The organism is Roseibium sp. MMSF_3544, from assembly GCF_030732845.1.
Classification (GTDB): Bacteria; Pseudomonadota; Alphaproteobacteria; order Rhizobiales; family Stappiaceae; genus Roseibium.
The window spans coordinates 108,420-125,038 of record NZ_JASHKA010000019.1 but is presented as its reverse complement, the minus strand read 5'-3'; the positions used below and the strand labels follow the sequence as shown (position 1 = coordinate 125,038).

Annotated in this window: 12 protein-coding genes; 4 read left to right on the top strand and 8 right to left on the bottom strand. The window is 56.6% G+C overall.

The genetic code is table 11. The annotated features are described in order from the left end of the window. Positions 1-103: 103 nt before the first annotated feature. Positions 104-994: a DMT family transporter gene (locus RBB47_RS23305; protein ID WP_305988300.1), complete on the bottom strand. Its 891-nt coding sequence runs from the start codon at positions 992-994 to the stop codon at positions 104-106. Between the two features lie 398 nt (positions 995-1,392). Next, positions 1,393-3,264, bottom strand: coding sequence for a hypothetical protein (locus RBB47_RS23300; protein ID WP_305988299.1), 1,872 nt, complete (start codon positions 3,262-3,264; stop codon positions 1,393-1,395). 422 nt (positions 3,265-3,686) lie between these two features. Between RBB47_RS23300 and RBB47_RS23295 the strand changes: the two genes are divergently transcribed. From RBB47_RS23295 to RBB47_RS23285, 3 genes are all read left to right on the top strand, one after another. Then, positions 3,687-4,595 (top strand): class I SAM-dependent methyltransferase, encoded by a 909-nt coding sequence (locus RBB47_RS23295; protein WP_305988298.1) that lies wholly within the window; start codon positions 3,687-3,689, stop codon positions 4,593-4,595. Further along, positions 4,589-5,575 carry a cysteine synthase A gene (gene cysK, locus RBB47_RS23290; protein WP_305988297.1) on the top strand — a complete coding sequence of 329 codons (987 nt, stop codon included), beginning with the start codon at positions 4,589-4,591 and terminating at the stop codon, positions 5,573-5,575. The genes RBB47_RS23295 and cysK overlap by 7 nt, the downstream gene beginning before the upstream one ends. Positions 5,576-5,778: 203 nt before the next feature. After that, positions 5,779-7,881, top strand: a complete 2,103-nt coding sequence (locus RBB47_RS23285) for a winged helix-turn-helix domain-containing protein (RefSeq protein ID WP_305988296.1) — start codon at positions 5,779-5,781, stop codon at positions 7,879-7,881. 101 nt (positions 7,882-7,982) lie between these two features. Here the strand turns inward: RBB47_RS23285 and RBB47_RS23280 are convergent, their stop codons facing one another. From RBB47_RS23280 to RBB47_RS23255, 6 genes are all read right to left on the bottom strand, one after another. Next, positions 7,983-9,809 (bottom strand): BCCT family transporter, encoded by a 1,827-nt coding sequence (locus RBB47_RS23280; RefSeq protein ID WP_305988295.1) that lies wholly within the window; start codon positions 9,807-9,809, stop codon positions 7,983-7,985. 68 nt (positions 9,810-9,877) lie between these two features. Further along, positions 9,878-10,900, bottom strand: a complete 1,023-nt coding sequence (locus tag RBB47_RS23275) for an Ldh family oxidoreductase (RefSeq protein WP_305988294.1) — start codon at positions 10,898-10,900, stop codon at positions 9,878-9,880. A gap of 12 nt (positions 10,901-10,912) precedes the next feature. After that, positions 10,913-11,539, bottom strand: coding sequence for a DUF3726 domain-containing protein (locus tag RBB47_RS23270; protein ID WP_305988293.1), 627 nt, complete (start codon positions 11,537-11,539; stop codon positions 10,913-10,915). Next, positions 11,536-13,221: a hypothetical protein gene (locus RBB47_RS23265; RefSeq protein ID WP_305988292.1), complete on the bottom strand. Its 1,686-nt coding sequence runs from the start codon at positions 13,219-13,221 to the stop codon at positions 11,536-11,538. Before RBB47_RS23265 ends, RBB47_RS23270 begins: the two co-directional genes overlap by 4 nt. Then, the gene (locus RBB47_RS23260; RefSeq protein ID WP_305988291.1) at positions 13,218-14,195 is read right to left on the bottom strand and encodes a membrane dipeptidase; all 978 of its coding nucleotides are present in this window, start codon (positions 14,193-14,195) and stop codon (positions 13,218-13,220) included. Before RBB47_RS23260 ends, RBB47_RS23265 begins: the two co-directional genes overlap by 4 nt. Further along, positions 14,195-15,685, bottom strand: coding sequence for an aldehyde dehydrogenase family protein (locus tag RBB47_RS23255; protein ID WP_305988302.1), 1,491 nt, complete (start codon positions 15,683-15,685; stop codon positions 14,195-14,197). The genes RBB47_RS23260 and RBB47_RS23255 overlap by 1 nt, the downstream gene beginning before the upstream one ends. Positions 15,686-15,742: 57 nt before the next feature. On the opposite strand from RBB47_RS23255, the gene RBB47_RS23250 reads away from it, so the two are divergent. Then, a complete protein-coding gene (locus tag RBB47_RS23250; RefSeq protein ID WP_305988290.1) occupies positions 15,743-16,618 on the top strand; it encodes a LysR family transcriptional regulator in 876 nt (291 codons plus the stop codon). Position 16,619 lies beyond the last annotated feature (1 nt).

Sequence of the window (16,619 nt, the reverse complement as noted above, 5' to 3'; positions counted from 1 at the left end):
CTGATTGTGTTTGGTCACCAACCAGTCTCAGATCTTCAATGTGAGTGAACAACCTTCTTAGATTTCACACCTAGGGTCCGGACCCATAAATGAAGTCCGTACCCTAGTCGCGCTTCATGACCAGCAACGACAATCCGAGTGTAACAACACCAATCCCTATCCACTCCCTAACGTCAGGGATTTCTCCGAGGACCGGAATTGCCAGAACGGCTGCCGATGCCGGCACCGCCGCCGAAAATCCGGCGGTTGCGGTCGGCCCGAGATGGGTTGCCGCAAGCGCAAAGAGAATAACGGCCACAAAGCCTGGTCCGAGACCCTGATAGGCGGCCTGGAACACGATCGTCGCCAAACCCGTGTCCTCAAGACCGGACGGAAGCAGGAACAGCCAGATCGGCACGAACAGGATGGCATTCGGCACGTTGACGAGAACCAGCGCCTGACGCGGTGTCACCTGCCACTGCCGGACGCCGAATATATAGATCGAAAGCACGGCGGACGCGCTCAGGAACAGTCCTATTCCGACGCCTACGTTCCTGCCGCTGTTCAGGAAGCCTGCGCTTCCCAGAAGGACGGCCCCGGCAACGATCACCGCGATCCCGGTGAGCTGCAGCCTGTTTGGCAATGTTGCTGCAAAGACAGCGACCAGAAGAACCGTGAATATGGGGAGAGCACCGTTTGCAAAAACACCCGCATAGGCCGCCGACGCTTCTGCAAGACCCCAATACATGAGCATGGAATAAAGCGCACCGGGCCCGCAAAGAGACATGAGACAAATGGCATGCCAGGGCAGGTTCCGGGGCCACCATTTCAGAAGAAAAGGCAGCGTGATTGAGCCGGCAACCAGAAACCTGAGCCCGGTCATGTCAGCCGGTGTAAGACTGGTGGTCACGCCCGCCCGCGAGAAGACGATGAAGCCGGACCAGATGAAAAGGACGCCCACTGCGCTCGCAATTCCGAGCTTGCGGTTCAAAGTGACCGCAGGCTGACTGTTCAAATCGCTGTCCACCCTTTTGAGCATGCACCGCAACCGTGAGGATTTCTTCGTGCGGAGCGGCTAAAGCCCTGCTCGGCGGTTACGGATAACGAGACTTGCCTCTTCAATAAAGCCATTGCGGCCGAATGCAACCAATTGCTTGCGGCGTGCACTTCGGCGACAAGCTTTTGAGTGTCACTTTGCTTTACCCGGCGAAATTGAAAGAAAATCGCTGCGCCTTGGAAGTGGATTCCAAAGGCAAGGGCAACCGTTTGAAACGGTTGCCCCTTCGCGCGCGTGCAGCAATGTTGTCGGCAAAGGAGAAGTAAGTCTCTGGAGACAAGTCCTCAGCGAAATTCAAGCCTCACTCAGGGACACTCATCTCAGCACCACGCCACGCCAAGACGGTTCGCTCTCTCCTAAAATGGAATGTTCAAGGAAAGCGACGCGTTATAGGCTTCCCAGTCGACCGCTCCGATGCCCTCATAGGAGATGCCTGCCAAAAGGTTGACGCCCTTAGGATTTTGAGCCCTCAGCAGCCCTTCGACACGCAGGAACGGGTCCGCGCTTTCACCGTAGAGCCTTTGGCCGTTGCTATCCACATAGTCAGGCGCATCGAATTGCCAGATGCCAGCCAATGAGACACTCGGTACGATCACAAAGCCGTTCGATTCAATCTCGTAGCTAATCCTTTGCGCAAAGGTCAGCCTGCCCTCAGACACATCGATCTCATCGGCGACGATCGTTGAGGAATTAGAGGGGGCGATCGTTGAGGAAATGGAGGCGTCCCCTGTCAAAGTCGTCGACCCGTTCGTCTTGTCCTGCGTGTATCCAGCGCTGAGTGACGGCTCGAAGAGGAAATTGGAAATCTTCTTCCGTCCGGTGATCTCACCTTGTACGAGGAACCGTTGCGTATCGAATTGACCTGTGAACATGTTGCCATATGACGGCAAGTAGATCGTGTTGTCGGTCATTCCCCATTGAGCACGTCCATTCAAAAGAAGTCCGTCAAACGGCCGCGCGACGACATACGGGCCCGCAAGCCATCCGATTCCCTCGACCTTGGGCGTCATAGTTTCTATGCCAAGTATGTCTTGTTGCGGAGTGCCTACCTGCTCGGCGCTATCAATTGTCACCAGGGCACCGACGAGCAAGTTGCGATTGAACCAGTAGTCGGCGCCGAAGTGGCCGATGAAGCTGTCCACACCTCCGGAAGGTGTCGAGTTGTAGTGGTAGGCACCACGCGCCCAGATATCATAGCGCCGGTCCGGGTCCCGCTCATCGAAACCGTCCAGGAAGCTGAACGCGTACTCAACCATGCCCGATCCGTCAGCGAACGACAGGGCATTGTTGCCGGACACGCCCTTTTGCGGATTCGTCAGGCGGTCTTCCAGGTTGAGGTCTTCTGACAAAAGGCGAGAAGCGCGCGCCGCCATGAAGTTCTGGATCATGCTTTCTGCGGTGACCGTAGGTCCACTCTCACCGAAATTAAGTGCAATCGACTGAATTTTGGTGTCTGCCTGGAGCCAGGTACTCGGAGTGCCAGAAGATGACCATTTCCTGATCGTGACCGTCCAGGTGCCGAGAGCGGATTTTCCGTCGAAGTCCGAAAACGCTCCAGCCTGCGGCCCGTAAAGGTTGCCTTCAGGGATCTTCATAAAGGCCCCGTAGACATTGCGATAGTTCCCGAACTTCGTACCTGGGTTACGAGGATCGTCCCAGTCTGCGGCCTCTTCCGGAGGCCATGTCCAGGTAAAACGATCTCTGTTTTCGTAGTAGTTGGAACAGGCAGTCCCGGCATCTGTGAAATTATCCAGGCCGACAGGCATTCCGCCATCAGCAAAGGTGTAACTGGCCGGTATGCCGCCGTCTTCGTCGGCAGGTGGCGAGTCTTCTTCACGCTCATAAACGCGCGTCCCCCACGCTAAGGGATCACCGCCGCAGGCATAGTCTACAATCGTAATCTGCGTTCCGTCCGGTGCCTCGAGGAAGATGTCGACAAAGCCGAGAATCGGCGAAAACATGTCGATCGTCAGTGAAACGCCATCGACGGTAAAGTCGTCGGTCACCTCGATTTCGTAGGTAGTAATATGATCCGAGTGCGAGCCATTGACCTCCCACTCAATTATTCTCGGCGCATCAGGAGAGGTGTAGGAGCCCTGATTGGCTAGCGCAAAAGAGCCGGCGAGCAGCGATGCAGCCACTATGCCAGCGGTTGCCCCGGCCCGTTTCATCACTTTCGCATAATTGAAATTGCACCTGCGCGACTTCCGGCCATCTTCGAGTTTCATGTGGCATCAACCATCTATCTGGATCCTGACACCGTGAGGTTAGGTGGATAGGCAGGCGGTGGTTATGCCGAGGACGCAAAGACATTAGCCAGAGACAAGAGGATTTAACCTCTTAAAAACAGTTGCTTAGCTTTTCATTGTGAGAAAACCGCAAGTGAATTGCGCAAATAGCGCAAAATAAACTGCAGGATCAGTATTTTTGCTGATCGCCGTTCATCAGCGCGAGAGGGATTTCCGCGACCGAGTCGCGTTGAACGCGAGCGCACACTGAAAGATCGTCAATCCAGACCTTCCGGGTCCATTTTCCAACGTCTCTTCATAAAATCTCCAAGGTCTCCTCAGGATAGGGTCAAGCGTCTGCTTCGCTTCTCGCCTATCTGTTTTGCATGTTCACTTTCGAACATTGCAAAGGAGATCTTGGGATGACTGCGCGGACTCATTTGGCCGCCACGACGGAGCAGGACACACCGTTTGTCGAGTTCTGGAACGAGGTACTGGCACCGAAGTTCTTTCGCTTCAAACACATCCTGGTCGGGGGCCTGACACAACATAGCGAGGCTGTCTTTCCCTCACTGCCGGTCAAAAAGGGTGACCGCGTTCTGGATGTCGGATGCGGCTTTGGTGATACCGCCATCAAACTGGCCGAACTCGTCGGGCCGGAAGGCGACGTGACCGGAATCGATTGCTGCGATGCCTTTCTGGACTTCGCAATCACGGACGCGGCCCAGAAGCGAATTTCAAATGTCCGTTTCGTGCGCGGCGACGCTGAAATCGCGTTGCCGGAGGGCGAGTTTGATTTTGTGTTCGCCCGCTTCGGCACGATGTTCTTTTCCAATCCGGTGGCCGGCCTGCGCAACATGCGCAAGGCACTCAAACCTGGCGGCCGACTGGTTCACATCGTCTGGCGCTATCCCGAGGACAATCCCTGGCTATCGATGGCGAAAAGCGTGGTGCTAAGGTTTCTGCCACCGCCGGGCGACGGTGCTTTGACTTGCGGTCCCGGCCCGTTTTCGATGGCTGGCGAAGAGACCGTCAGAAACATGATGCGGCTTGCCGGGTACGAGAACATCTCACACCGCCGCGTCGACGCGCCCGTTCTGATCGGCAAGGACGTCGAAGATGCGATCGCCTTCCAACTGGCGATAGGCCCGGCAGGCGAAGTGTTTCGCGAAGCCGGCGAAGCGGCAGAGCGCAAACGGGTCGACATCGAAGCTGCGCTCGCAGCGGCCATCAATGAACAGAAGATATCGGCTGAAGGAATTGTCATGGACAGTTCCTCCTGGGTCATCACTGCAGACAATCCCAAGAGTGAAGGAGCAGACCAATGCTAACCCAACCGGGCGCACGCCTGACATTCGACAAACCCGGACGCGGGCGCGTTTACAACAGCCTGCTTGAGACGATCGGCAACACACCGCTCGTTCGGATCGGGCGTATGGCTGCAGAGGCCGGGTGCCAGGCCGAAGTGCTCGCAAAGCTTGAGTTCTTCAATCCTGTCGCGAGCGTGAAGGACAGGATCGCGGTCGCGATGCTCGAGGCAATGGAAGCCGACGGAACAATCGGTCCCGGCAGCGTCATTGTTGAACCAACCTCCGGAAATACCGGCATCGGCCTCGCCTTTGCCTGCGCCGCGAAGGGTTATCGCTGCATCCTGACCATGCCGGACAGCTTTTCGGTCGAGCGACGCAAGATGATGAAGTTTTTTGGAGCTGAACTGGTCCTGACCCCGCGTGAAAAGGGCATCACAGCTGCCATTGAAAGAGCGAAGAAGATCATCGCCGAGACGGACAATGCAGTTATGCCATGGCAATTCGGCCACCCGGCCAATCCGGATATCCATCGCAGGACAACCGCTGAAGAAATATGGTGTGATACGGACGGCGTCGTCGATACTGTCGTGCTTGGCGTCGGCACCGGCGGCACGCTGACAGGTGTTGGAGAGGTTTTGAAATCGCGCAATCCCAACGTCAGGATCGTCGCCGTCGAACCGGAAAACAGCCCGGTGCTTTCGGGCGGCACGCATTCTCCGCACATGATCCAGGGCATTGGCGCCGGATTTGTCCCTGACGTGCTGGAAACCGATCTGATCGACGAGGTGATGACCGTCAGCAACGAAGACGCCATGGAAACCGCCCGCAAACTCGCGACAAGCGAGGGCATTCCAGGTGGCATTTCGTCCGGTGCCGCCCTTTGCTGTGCAATTCGGGTGGCAAGATGCGAACACATGAAAGGCAGAACGGTCGTGACGGTCCTGCCGAGCTTTGCGGAGCGGTATCTGTCGACGGCGCTTTTTGAAGGCTACGGTGAATAAGTGATAGTTGATTTAGAATAACAATAAAAATATCAACAATTTGACACTGCGTAAGGTTTCGGAGAGTTCTTAACTCTCCGAAATCCAAGTCCAATTCATTTACGAAAATACAAATCCTAGATAAAAATAAACTGTGTGTCGGCAAGTAACAGCAGAAGGGCAAATTAGAACACTTTTTTCTTCAGTTATTGAGAGCACCAATCATGGAACGAAAGCTTGTTACAATCGTTGCAATGGATGTGGTCGGCTATAGCCGGATGATGGAACGCGACGAGGAACGGACACTCAGACATCTCAATGACATCCGCTCCGGTATTGTCGAACCCTCAGTGGCACGGCATTCGGGCCGCGTGGTCAAGCTCATGGGTGACGGCGCACTCATGGAGTTCACAAGCGTCGTCGGAGCGGTGCAAAGCGCTGTCGAAATCCAGCGTGAACTTACAAGCCGGAACAATGCGGCCGCCCAATCCCCGGCTTTCAGTCTGCGCATTGGCGTTCATCTGGGTGACGTCATCGTGGAAGGTGACGATATTTATGGCGACGGCGTCAATGTCGCTGCCCGCCTTGAATCGATTGCACGGCCTGGCTGCGTGGTGCTCTCAAAGCAGGTTTTTGATCACGTTGGCGGCCGAGTGTCCGTCAACTTCACCCCTTTGGGTGAGCAACATGTAAAGAACATCAGCCGCCCGATTGAAGCCTATAGCGTTGATGTCACCCAAGACAAACCGTCCAACGGCAGTCTCCGGTTCGGCGCGTATGAACTTGATCCGGACCTGTTTGAACTGCGCCACAACGGAGAGCCCGTTTCCGTGGAACCGCAGGTGTTTGATCTGGTCGCCTATCTCGCGCAAAACGCTGAACGAACCGTGACCAGGGAAGAGATCTTTTCAAAGCTCTGGGGGGACCGGTTCGTCTCGGATTCCGCGCTGAGCAGCCAGATCAAGATGGCCCGCAAGATCTTGGGAGACGACGGGACGGCGCAGCACACCATTCGCACCATCCACGGAAGAGGGTTCCGGTTCATCGCGCCACTGGTGCAGGAAGAGGCCGAGAGACCGCACAACGGCGTTCTGGGTCCAGAACCCGAGGCCCTCAGATCGGCCATTATGAAGCCCTCTGTCGCGATCCTGCCGTTTGACAATCTGAACACCGAGCCGTCGGAAGATTACCTGGCGGACGGTATTACCGAGGACATCACCACAGCCCTGTCCAAGAACCGATGGCTCACCGTCATCGCGCGCAATTCGACCTTTTCCTTTCGCAACTCTTCAGACGGCATCCGCGTTATCGGTGAGAAGCTCGGGGCAAACTACGTCGTCACCGGAAGTGTCAGAAAGGCCGGTCAACGCGTTCGCATCACAGTTCAGCTCGTCGATGCTGCCACGGAAAACAATGTTTGGTCCGAGCGGTTCGACCGGGACATGACCGACATCTTCGACCTTCAGGACGAGATAACGGAGCTCGTTGCGTCGCGCATTGAATCCGAACTCGGATTGACCGAACAGCGGAAGGCGGAACGCCGACCGCGTAAAAACCTTGGCGCCTGGGACCTTTACCAACTCGGCGTCGCCGAGTTTTACAAATTTACCCCGGATGCCAATCAGCGGTGCCAGGACTATTTGAGGCAGTCGCTGGAGCTCGACCCGGAATTCGCCAGTGCACATTCCAGGCTGGCTTATGCCATTGTTTTGAGCATGGTCTATTTCGACGTCGCACCGGACGCAGGGCGGATGGACGAGGCGTTGACGGCGGCCAAGCGCGCGCTGGAACTGGATGACCAGGACGCAAACAGCTATTTCACCATCGGCCGGGTCCATCTGGCACGTTGCGAATACGATCAGGCCATCAGCGCGCTGGAACACGCCGTCGAGCTGAACCCCTATCTGGCCGTAACCTATTGCGGTCTCGGTGACTCGCTTGCCTACGAAGGACGGCTGGACGAGGCAATCGAACAATTCGAGATCGCGATACGGCTCAGCCCGCATGACCCTTTCAGATGGGCTTTTTATTCCTACCGGTCGCTAGCGCATCTCTTTCGCGGTGAGTTGGAAGACGCCGTCACATGGGCACGCAAGTCGGTTCAGATCCCGAATGCACAATATTGGGCGCAGGCTCACCTTGTCTCCGCGCTTGGCCTTATCGGAAACGAAGAGCAGGCGATGCGCGCCGTCGCGGACCTGTCGAAATCGAAACCGGAATTCTCAATCGACTTCGCCAGAGAACATCTTTTCTATTTGAAACGGGAAGACCAGATCGAGACGTATGTTGAGGGCCTGAGGAAGGCTGGAGTGAGAGAAAATTCCTGAGCCGGTGCAACACCCGGACGGGCTGGACGGATGTCTGAAAGAAAACGAGTTTCGTGAGTATCGAAGTCGGGCAGCCGTTTGAAACGGCTGCCCTTTCGTCTTTATTCCGCGGGGGCTGTTTCTGCTTTTTCGCGCAAGCCATCACGATAAAGCGCCTTGCCAAGGGCGATGCACATCAGGCCCATCACCATTGTGAAGGGCAACGCCCCGATGATCATGGCGCTCTTCAGAGCTTCCATCGGATCCGCACCCCCGTTGGTCTTGCCCGCAATCAGCAGGGTCCCGATCACAAGTGTCAGGATGACACCCCAGACGATGCGATGCTTGATACCGGTCTGCTGTTCGCCACCCGACATGATCGTGTTCATGACGAGAATGCCTGAATCCGCAGAGGTCACAAGGAATGTCAGGATCAGCACCACGCACATGATGGTAATCGCCGCCAGGAATCCGCCGGACAGCATTTGCCCAAGCGTGACGAAGAGCTTTGCCGTGTTCGACGCACCGATGATGGCTCCATCGGCGCCACCGGTGAGTTCCAGATCGATGGCCGTCCCGCCAAGAATGGTCATCCATGCGAAACAGACAAGCGCAGGTGCAATCACGCACCCGATAATGAATTCACGCACGGAACGACCCTTGGAAATGCGAGCCAGGAACAGACCCACAAAAGGTGAGAACGCGATCCACCAGGCCCAGTAAAATGTGGTCCAGCCGGCTTGCCAGCCGAATTGCCGGCCAGGTTCACCGGCGGCATAGGCTGCTGCAAGAACGTTTTCGGGTAGCGCCGCAGCATCTCCTTCAAGACCGGACTTGAACGCATCAAATGACCCCCAGGCGTTGGTCGCCCCTGCCCGCAACGCATCTGCAAAGGGAGCAGCCTCGGGTGGAAGCGCCGCGGCGAAGTCAGCAGCTGATTGCGGGCCAAAGGCGCCGAAGCTCAGCGACACGTAGTGCAACATGTAATCCACAAATGCACTGGCATAGGTCGTCATCGCAAACAGGAACGAACCGAAGACAACGAAGGTCAGCAGCAGGATGATTGAGAGCACCAGGTTGAGGTTGGACAGGTATTTAACACCGCGGCCAACACCGGACACCGCCGAAATGATTGACAACCCCATGATCACGACAAGACCGGTTATCAGTCCGACCGTTCCGGGCGCAGGCGCTTCACCGGTCGTATCCATCATCCACTGCATCCCGGTAATGGCATAGAGACCGTCAATGAACTGGGAGACACCAAAACCGATCGTCACTGAGACGCCAAGGATCGTTGCGACGACACCGAGAACATCCACAACATGCCCCAGAAAGCCGTTCATCAAACGCCCGAACAAGGGCGTCAAAGCCGTCCGGATCGTGAGCGGCATCCCCCGGGTGTAGGCGTAGTAGGCCAGCGAAAGGCCGGTCACCACATAGATCGCCCATGCATGAAAGCCGTAATGCAGAAACGTGTAACGGTAGCCCGACTGAATGGCGTTTTCAGAATTTGCGACGGCGGCCCCGGCCAAAACGACGGGATTTGATCCCCAAAGGCCCAGCGGCTCTGCCGTTGCAAAAACCATCAGACCGACACCAAGGCCGGCGCCGAACATCATGGAGAACCAGGAAAAGGTCGAAAACTCCGGAGCTTCTCCGGGTGAGCCCATGATCCGGCTACCCGTTTGAGGCAGAAGGGCAATCACCAGCAGGAAGAACGAAAACAAACCAACGATGACAATGTAGAAACCGTTGAAATCTTCCAGCAGCTGCCAATTCAGACTGCCCAGCACGCCATTGGCGTTCGCTGGCCAGACCAGGGCCCAAATGACAAGTGCCACCATGATCGCTTTGCTCAAGATCGCAATTTCGACGCTGTGGCCTTCGTAAAACCCTCCTGCGGATTTCTTGATCTGCAGATCGGTAAAGGGTTGCTTGATTGACATGTGTTTCCTCCCTGTTCACACGTGCCTTGATTGTCCGGATCTTTTCCGTCAGCGGTTTCCCGGAAATGTCACCGCTCGGCGTCTGGCAATATGGCTTCGATTTTCGAGAGCGTTGTCGCGTTTACGGCAACACCATCTACCCGGGCCGACAAACGTTTGGATCTCCGGCCATCGCCTGGCAGATGTGCTCCGTCCTGAAAACGGATCGCTTCCACGAGATCTGCGACCGTCGATGCGAAATTGCTGCCGGCTGTTGCCGCCGGATCGATCGCTATAAAGAACTGCCCGGTTCTGGGCGGGCCGCCTGCGGTGCCCGAAAAAGGGGACGCATTGATGCCGAGCGTTGCACCTGTAAGCGCTGCTGCCATGATTTCCGTCAGCAGAGCAATACCCACGCCCTTGTATCCACCTGATGGCGCCATTGAACCTTTCAGGCCGACATTCGGGTCGGTCGTCGGATTGCCTTCACTATCCAGTGCCCAGCCAACTGGAATAGCCTTGCCCTCACGCGCGTGCTTCATCACCTCGCTTTTGGCGATCGTGCTTGCGCTCTGGTCGATCAGGAGCGCGGGCTGACCATCGGCACCTGGAACTGCAAGGGAAAAGGGGTTGGTTCCAACGACCGGTTTCGCTCCGCCGGAAGGGGCAATGGAGGCTGGCGCATTCGTGAAACCCAAGCCGACCAGCCCTTCCTGAGCCAATCGGTAGGTGTGATATCCGAGCACGCCACAATTGTAGCTGTTTCGAATTGCCAGGACGGCAATACCTTGTTCGCGGACTGCGGGAACCAGCGCTTCAAAGCCAAGATCAATGGCTGCATGCGCAAAACCGGTTGCCGCGTCAACTGTTATGACGCCCGGCTTTGGACGCGCCAAAACCGGCTTTGCCTGACCATCCACCTTTCCGCAACGCACGTGTTCACAGTAAATCGGAATGTACGCAAGCCCATGGCTCGCAACGCCATCTGCTTCCGTTGCTGCCGTGGCAAGCGCAAGGGCGCGCGCACTGACTTCGGACGTGCCGGCAGCCACCAGCGCACGAAAAGAAAGGTTCTCGATTTCCGCGAGCGAAAGCGTCCGGGTTTCGGTCATAGAAAAGCCCCTTCAATCATTGTCGGCAAGCCCTGCTCCTGCACCTAAAAGCCGCGACTGATCTGTCGCAGGTGCATAAGTTCGGTGTGCGTAGTCATTGAGTTTGGACCAGGCAGCCTTGTCCGGAGTTGCACGGGCTTGTTGTGATCGGGGCATGGCAAGATCACCCCCGAGCCGAATGGTTACGTCGTCGGCGTGCAGCTGAACGGCGCCGGGTGCGCAGAGCTCTTTCCCGTCGGTGACAGCCTCGAGATCATCCATGCTGATGCGCACGCAAGAATTTAGAGCCCTCGCGACCATCCCTGCATAGGGGAGGAGCAGCAACGGGACAGAGATACCTTGGATTTTAATGGGCGCTTTGGCCAACTGACCGGCGCAGTCGGACAGATACGCTCCAGTGACCAGCGGACACAACACGCCATCGCCGCTCCAGGCGCTTTCGTTGATATTCGGCGTATGATCCGCTGACAGCGCCAATTGCAAATCCAGGAGTCGGACAAGATTTGCCGGGCCATCGAAACCATGGACACAAAGCCAGCGGGTTCCCTTTGCGGCCTCTTCTGCCACCCCCCATGAATAGCCTGCGCCGCGTGCGGCACGCTTTGCCGTGGCTTCGATTTCATTCAGGGAAAAGGTCATCCGGCTGACTCCGGATAGACCCAATAATCTGCGTTGTGAGGGAACAATTCCTCTGGATAGGGCGCGCCCGCATACATGCAAATCCTCACCCAGCGATCCGAACGCGGATCGAAATGTGTCGCGCCGAAGAACGAGAGTTTCGCGCGTAACATATCAATCGGCATCACTGCTTCGCTGATCGTATTGTCGCGGATCTCTGCGTAGGGTGCCGAGCGGCACATTTGTGCCCTGCGGAGGGTGTGGCGATGTTCAGGATGACTCAGCAGGAAAAGGGCAATGGGGTCGGATGGTTCCCAGCTCTCAAGATCCAGGAACGCCGCGACGGCATCACGCGCGGGCGCCAGCGGTTGTTCGTAGTCTGAGATCGGCTCCTCGAACCGTTCACCTAGGCGGGGTTCAAGTTTTTCTTCCGAAACATACCAGGCCCGGGCACAGTTGGCCTTGTCGCTCCAATCAAGCTCAAAAGCCCAGGCAAATCCTTCCCGTAGCAGAGAAAGCGCTTCTGCAACGGGCATAGAACCGTCAATTCGAAAGGCGTCGTGATTGCTGTCTGCCATGCAGTGCGCAACCCCGTCCACGAGATCCCCGTATGGCTCGAGGATCAGGGACGCTACAAGCTCCTGTCCCTCATCGCTGAGCTCCGCAGCTGACCACTCCACGAGCCTGTTCCATGGATAGTCCTTCTCAAGAGCTTGTTGCGAGAGGTGTTTGTTCAGCAGCTGCAGATCCAATCTCAGCTGTGCGAGTTTTGCGATCTGGACCGGATGCTCAGAGCGCCAGAGATCCACGGAGATGACACTTTGATTCAGCACGCGCAGGAATGTGTCTATCTCATCGGCAGACGCGGTCCTTACCCCGCGTACCCGGGCAATCGCCTCTTCGCGCGCCATGATCCAGTTGTTGAACAAAATCGGGTGATTGATGATGAACGGCGCCATTCCCAGCCCGGTGGAGTTCCCGATCCCGAGCTGACGCGCGATCCCCGGATCGAGAGAAACGGAGTTTGCGCGCCCCTTGGCCTTTGCCATGTGCTGCACAAGATCCCGCACAAACGTCCGGGTCAGGTAAACGGACAGCATTTCAGCCTGGAACGGCACGTGCATTTCGTCTCGCCCGGCGATGAGCTCACGATCCGCAGCGCCAAACTTTCCCGAACCGTATACGGCGGTCGTACGCATCAGGTAGCCGACATCGCGTATGTGTTTCAGGTCCGGTTGGCGGCCGGCCGCCAGGCTGTCCACGACATTGGTCCAGAGCCGAACGGAACGGTTCGCTCTCGACAAGGACAACTCTCGTTCACTGACACGTCCCGCCTCTTGCAACGGCACGTTCAGAGATAGTCGTTTTATGTCTTCGTCGGACGGGACACCGTCGAACAAGGCAAACGTGGCATCCCAAGCATCCGCAATGACGCGATCCGAGCGCTTTTCGTCGGGCAGATCATGAGCGAAAGCTACCAGCGAATAAGCCCGTTCCGGCCCTTTTGCGGTATAGACCGCCTGTCCAACACCGTTGCCGTCAATGTCGAAAACAGGACGTGTGAACTGCCAACCCTCACTCGCCATCCGACGCGTGAGGATGCGCATGAAACTCAACCGGCACTGATGCAGGGATCCGAGCCGACTGAGCCGCATAACCTTGTCGGGACTTCGCCGGGCGATGTGGGCGTCGGGTCTGCTCACGATTGCCTCCGACCGAAGTTCTCGGAAAAGAACCGGTACCAGTTGGCACCCATGATCCCGGCGACCTCGTCAGCATTCATGCCCACCGCGCGCAGGCCGTTTTCAATATTTCCGAAGTCGCGATTGTCGTTGAACCATACCGGCATCTTGGGAAAGCCGGGCGCGCTGGCGGACCCTTCGCCATAGTCGATTTCCTTGGTCCAGCGGCCGGTCCGCATCCATTCCACGACGCTGTCTGGCTGGTCCTGACAAAGATCAGTTCCTAGGCCAAGGTGATCAACACCATGGATTTCGGCGGCTCGAGCCACCATTTCGCAAAAGCTTTGCAGTGTGCAGTCTGACTTGCCTTTCAGGTGATGCGGGTAGAGCGAAAAACCGAGCATGCCACCATTTGAGGTGACGGCCCGGATCACGTCGTCTCGCTTGTTGCGAAGAGCAGGTGCCCATTCATGCGGATTGGCATGGGAAATGACGATTGGCCGCTCGGAAATTTCCGCCGCTTCGATCGTCGACCGGTCCGCCGAATGGCTCATATCAACGACGAGACCGACACGATTCATCTCCCGGATCACCTGGCGTCCCATGCGGGTGATGCCGGTGTCTTCGCTTTCATAACAGCCGGTCGCCAGCAAGGACTGGTTGTTGTAGGTCAGCTGCATGAAGCGCGCACCCAGCGTGTGCACGATCTCGACCAGTCCGATATCGTCTTCAATGGGTGAAGGGTTCTGAAATCCGAAGAAAATCGCCGTTCGCTGCGTTCTGCGAGCTTCATCAATATCGGACGCCCATTCACCCTTCATGATCAGGTCCGGATATTGCTCGAACCAGCGGTTCCATTTCTCGAAGTTCAGAACGGTTTCACGAAAGTTCTCGTGATAGGCAATGGTAACGTGAACCGCATCGACGCCGCCTTCGCGCAGTTGGCGGAAGATCTTCTCCGACCAGTTGGCATACTGCAGTCCGTCGATGCGCATCAGTGTGGGCTCCCTGCGCTGATGTATGTCGTTTTCACTGTGGTGTAGAACTCAGCGGCTGCCTTGCCCTGTTCGCGCGGGCCATAAGAACTGTCGCCGCGACCACCGAACGGAACGTGATAGTCGGTGCCGGCTGTTGGCAGGTTCACAGTGACAACTCCGGTGCGGGCATTGCGGCGGAAATGGTTCGCTCGAGCCAGGCTACGGGTTACAATCCCCGATGTCAGACCGAAATTTGTGTCGTTGACGGTCTCAAGCGCGGCTTCATAGCTGTCGACTTTTATAACGCTGGTCAGCGGAGCGAACATTTCCTCCCGGTTGATACGCATTTCGTTGGTCGTGTTCACGAAGACGCCTGGCGACATGTAAAAACCGTCATGCGGCATATCCAACCGTGCACCGCCGCAAGCCAACTCGGCGCCTTCTGATGTTCCCAGCTTCACGTAGGCCAGGTTCTCGTCAAGCTGCTGCCCGCTGACTACGGGCCCCATCTGGGTGCCTTTTTCGAGTGCGTGACCAACGATCATCGCCTCTGCGCCTGCCACCAGTTTCTCAACGAAAACATCATGAACGGCTTGATGCACAACAAGGCGAGAGGACGCCGTGCATTTCTGACCAGTGCCGCCAAAGGCACCTCCAAGAGCGAGGCTTACGGCAAGGTCCAGATCAGCATCGTCCATCACTGCCAACGCGTTCTTTGATCCCATTTCCATTTGAACCTTGGTCAGGTTCCGGATTGCCGCGGTTGCAATCCCTTTGCCCACCTGAACGGAACCGGTGAAAGTGATCGCATCAACCTTCGGGTTCTCGACAAGCTGTTGACCAACGGACCGCCCGGACCCCATGACCAGACTGAACAATCCTTTGGGAATATCCTGCTTTTCGATGATCTCCGCCAGCGCCACCGCGGAAGCTGGAGTCAGGTTGGCGGGTTTCCAGACAACCGCATTCCCATAACAAAGCGCGGGTGCGATCTTCCATGACGCCGTCGCCGTGGGGAAATTCCAAGGCGAGATGACCGCAACAACACCGACTGGTTCACGGCGCACATCAATCTCGATACCATCGCGCACGCTATCGGCATTTTCGCCGATCTGGCGCAGGCATTCTGCAGCATAGTAGGTAAAGAATTGCCCGGCGCGGTAGACTTCTCCCTTTCCCTCCGCGAAGGGCTTGCCTTCTTCGCGAGAGAGCAACGTGCCGAGTTCTTCGGCGCGTGCCATCAGCTCATTGCCGATATTCATGAGAACTGCCTGTTTGCGCTCCAGCCCGTACGCCGCCCATTCCACTTGCGCAAGACGAGCACGATCAAGCGTCGCGTCAAGCTGCCCCGGACCGGCTTGCGCGAACATGCCGATCAGATCACTCAGATCCGAGGGATTCAGATTTTCAATCTCGCTCTCACCCGCCGTCCACTCGCCGGCAATCAGGTTCAGTTTCGTCACGTCGATGTCCAGGTTACGCGGTTGGAATTCGAACAGGTTGGACATCAAATCGAACATCAGTCAAACTCAAATAAATTGAGTCAATTTCAGAATTTTTGAAGTATGAGCATAAAAATCGAAATGCTGCGCTGTTTTTGCACGGTGGCACAAACAGGGAATCTGGCAGAGGCCGCTGAACGGCTCGGCCGGACCCAGTCCGCCGTGTCGATGACGCTGAAGCTGCTCGAAGACCATCTCGGCAAAAAACTGTTCGAAGGCGAACGCAAAAGCCGCCTGTCACCCCTTGGCGAACAGGTCTTTGAATTGTCCCTTAGGCAGTTGCGTCAGTTCGATCAGACCGTTCAGAGCATCGAAGCGGCGGCCGATGCGGTTCAGGGGTTGATCCGGATTGTATCCGTTCCTTCAGTTGCAGCCCTTTTGTTTCCTTCGATACTCGAGTTCATGACGCGAAACTTTCCGGGTCTGAAGGTTGAATTGCGGGATACAGACACGCAGCAGGTGCTCGACGCTCTTGTTCAGGGCAAAGCCGACATTGGGATCGCATCCGGCTACCATCCGCTGAACGGTGTTCGAGCTTCTTCGTTGTTTGAAGACCGGTTCGGCCTTGTCAGCGCCTCCGGCCATCCACTCATGACGCAATCCGATGCGCCAACAATCGCGGAAGTCATGACGGCACCGTTTGTCCGAAATGCCCTTTGTGCGCTGATCCAAAGCCCGAGATTCTTGCAGAAGCTCGAGACCGCAGACGTGACCATCCACAACACCCACTCGCTGATAACGATGGTGAGAACCGGCAAGTGGGTCACGGTGCTGCCCGAGACAGTCGTCCGGTTCACGTCCGAGACCACAGCTTTCCGCCCAATATCCGACCTGCCCGAAAAACGTGAGGTCTATCTTTATGTGCGGGAACGTTCCCGCTTCAAGGAACTGACCGACGCCTGCAGCGAATTCATTTCGCAGAGCGAACTCGCCTCATGAT

Bases quoted from the DNA above. Each gene is read 5' to 3' on its own strand.
- RBB47_RS23300 (WP_305988299.1), bottom strand. From the start codon at position 3,264: ATGAAACTCGAAGATGGCCGGAAGTCGCGCAGGTGCAATTTCAATTAT.
- RBB47_RS23295 (WP_305988298.1), top strand. From the start codon at position 3,687: ATGACTGCGCGGACTCATTTGGCCGCCACGACGGAGCAGGACACACCG.
- cysK (WP_305988297.1), top strand. From the start codon at position 4,589: ATGCTAACCCAACCGGGCGCACGCCTGACATTCGACAAACCCGGACGC.
- RBB47_RS23285 (WP_305988296.1), top strand. From the start codon at position 5,779: ATGGAACGAAAGCTTGTTACAATCGTTGCAATGGATGTGGTCGGCTAT.
- RBB47_RS23280 (WP_305988295.1), bottom strand. From the start codon at position 9,809: ATGTCAATCAAGCAACCCTTTACCGATCTGCAGATCAAGAAATCCGCA.
- RBB47_RS23275 (WP_305988294.1), bottom strand. From the start codon at position 10,900: ATGACCGAAACCCGGACGCTTTCGCTCGCGGAAATCGAGAACCTTTCT.
- RBB47_RS23270 (WP_305988293.1), bottom strand. From the start codon at position 11,539: ATGACCTTTTCCCTGAATGAAATCGAAGCCACGGCAAAGCGTGCCGCA.
- RBB47_RS23260 (WP_305988291.1), bottom strand. From the start codon at position 14,195: ATGCGCATCGACGGACTGCAGTATGCCAACTGGTCGGAGAAGATCTTC.
- RBB47_RS23255 (WP_305988302.1), bottom strand. From the start codon at position 15,685: ATGTCCAACCTGTTCGAATTCCAACCGCGTAACCTGGACATCGACGTG.
- RBB47_RS23250 (WP_305988290.1), top strand. From the start codon at position 15,743: ATGAGCATAAAAATCGAAATGCTGCGCTGTTTTTGCACGGTGGCACAA.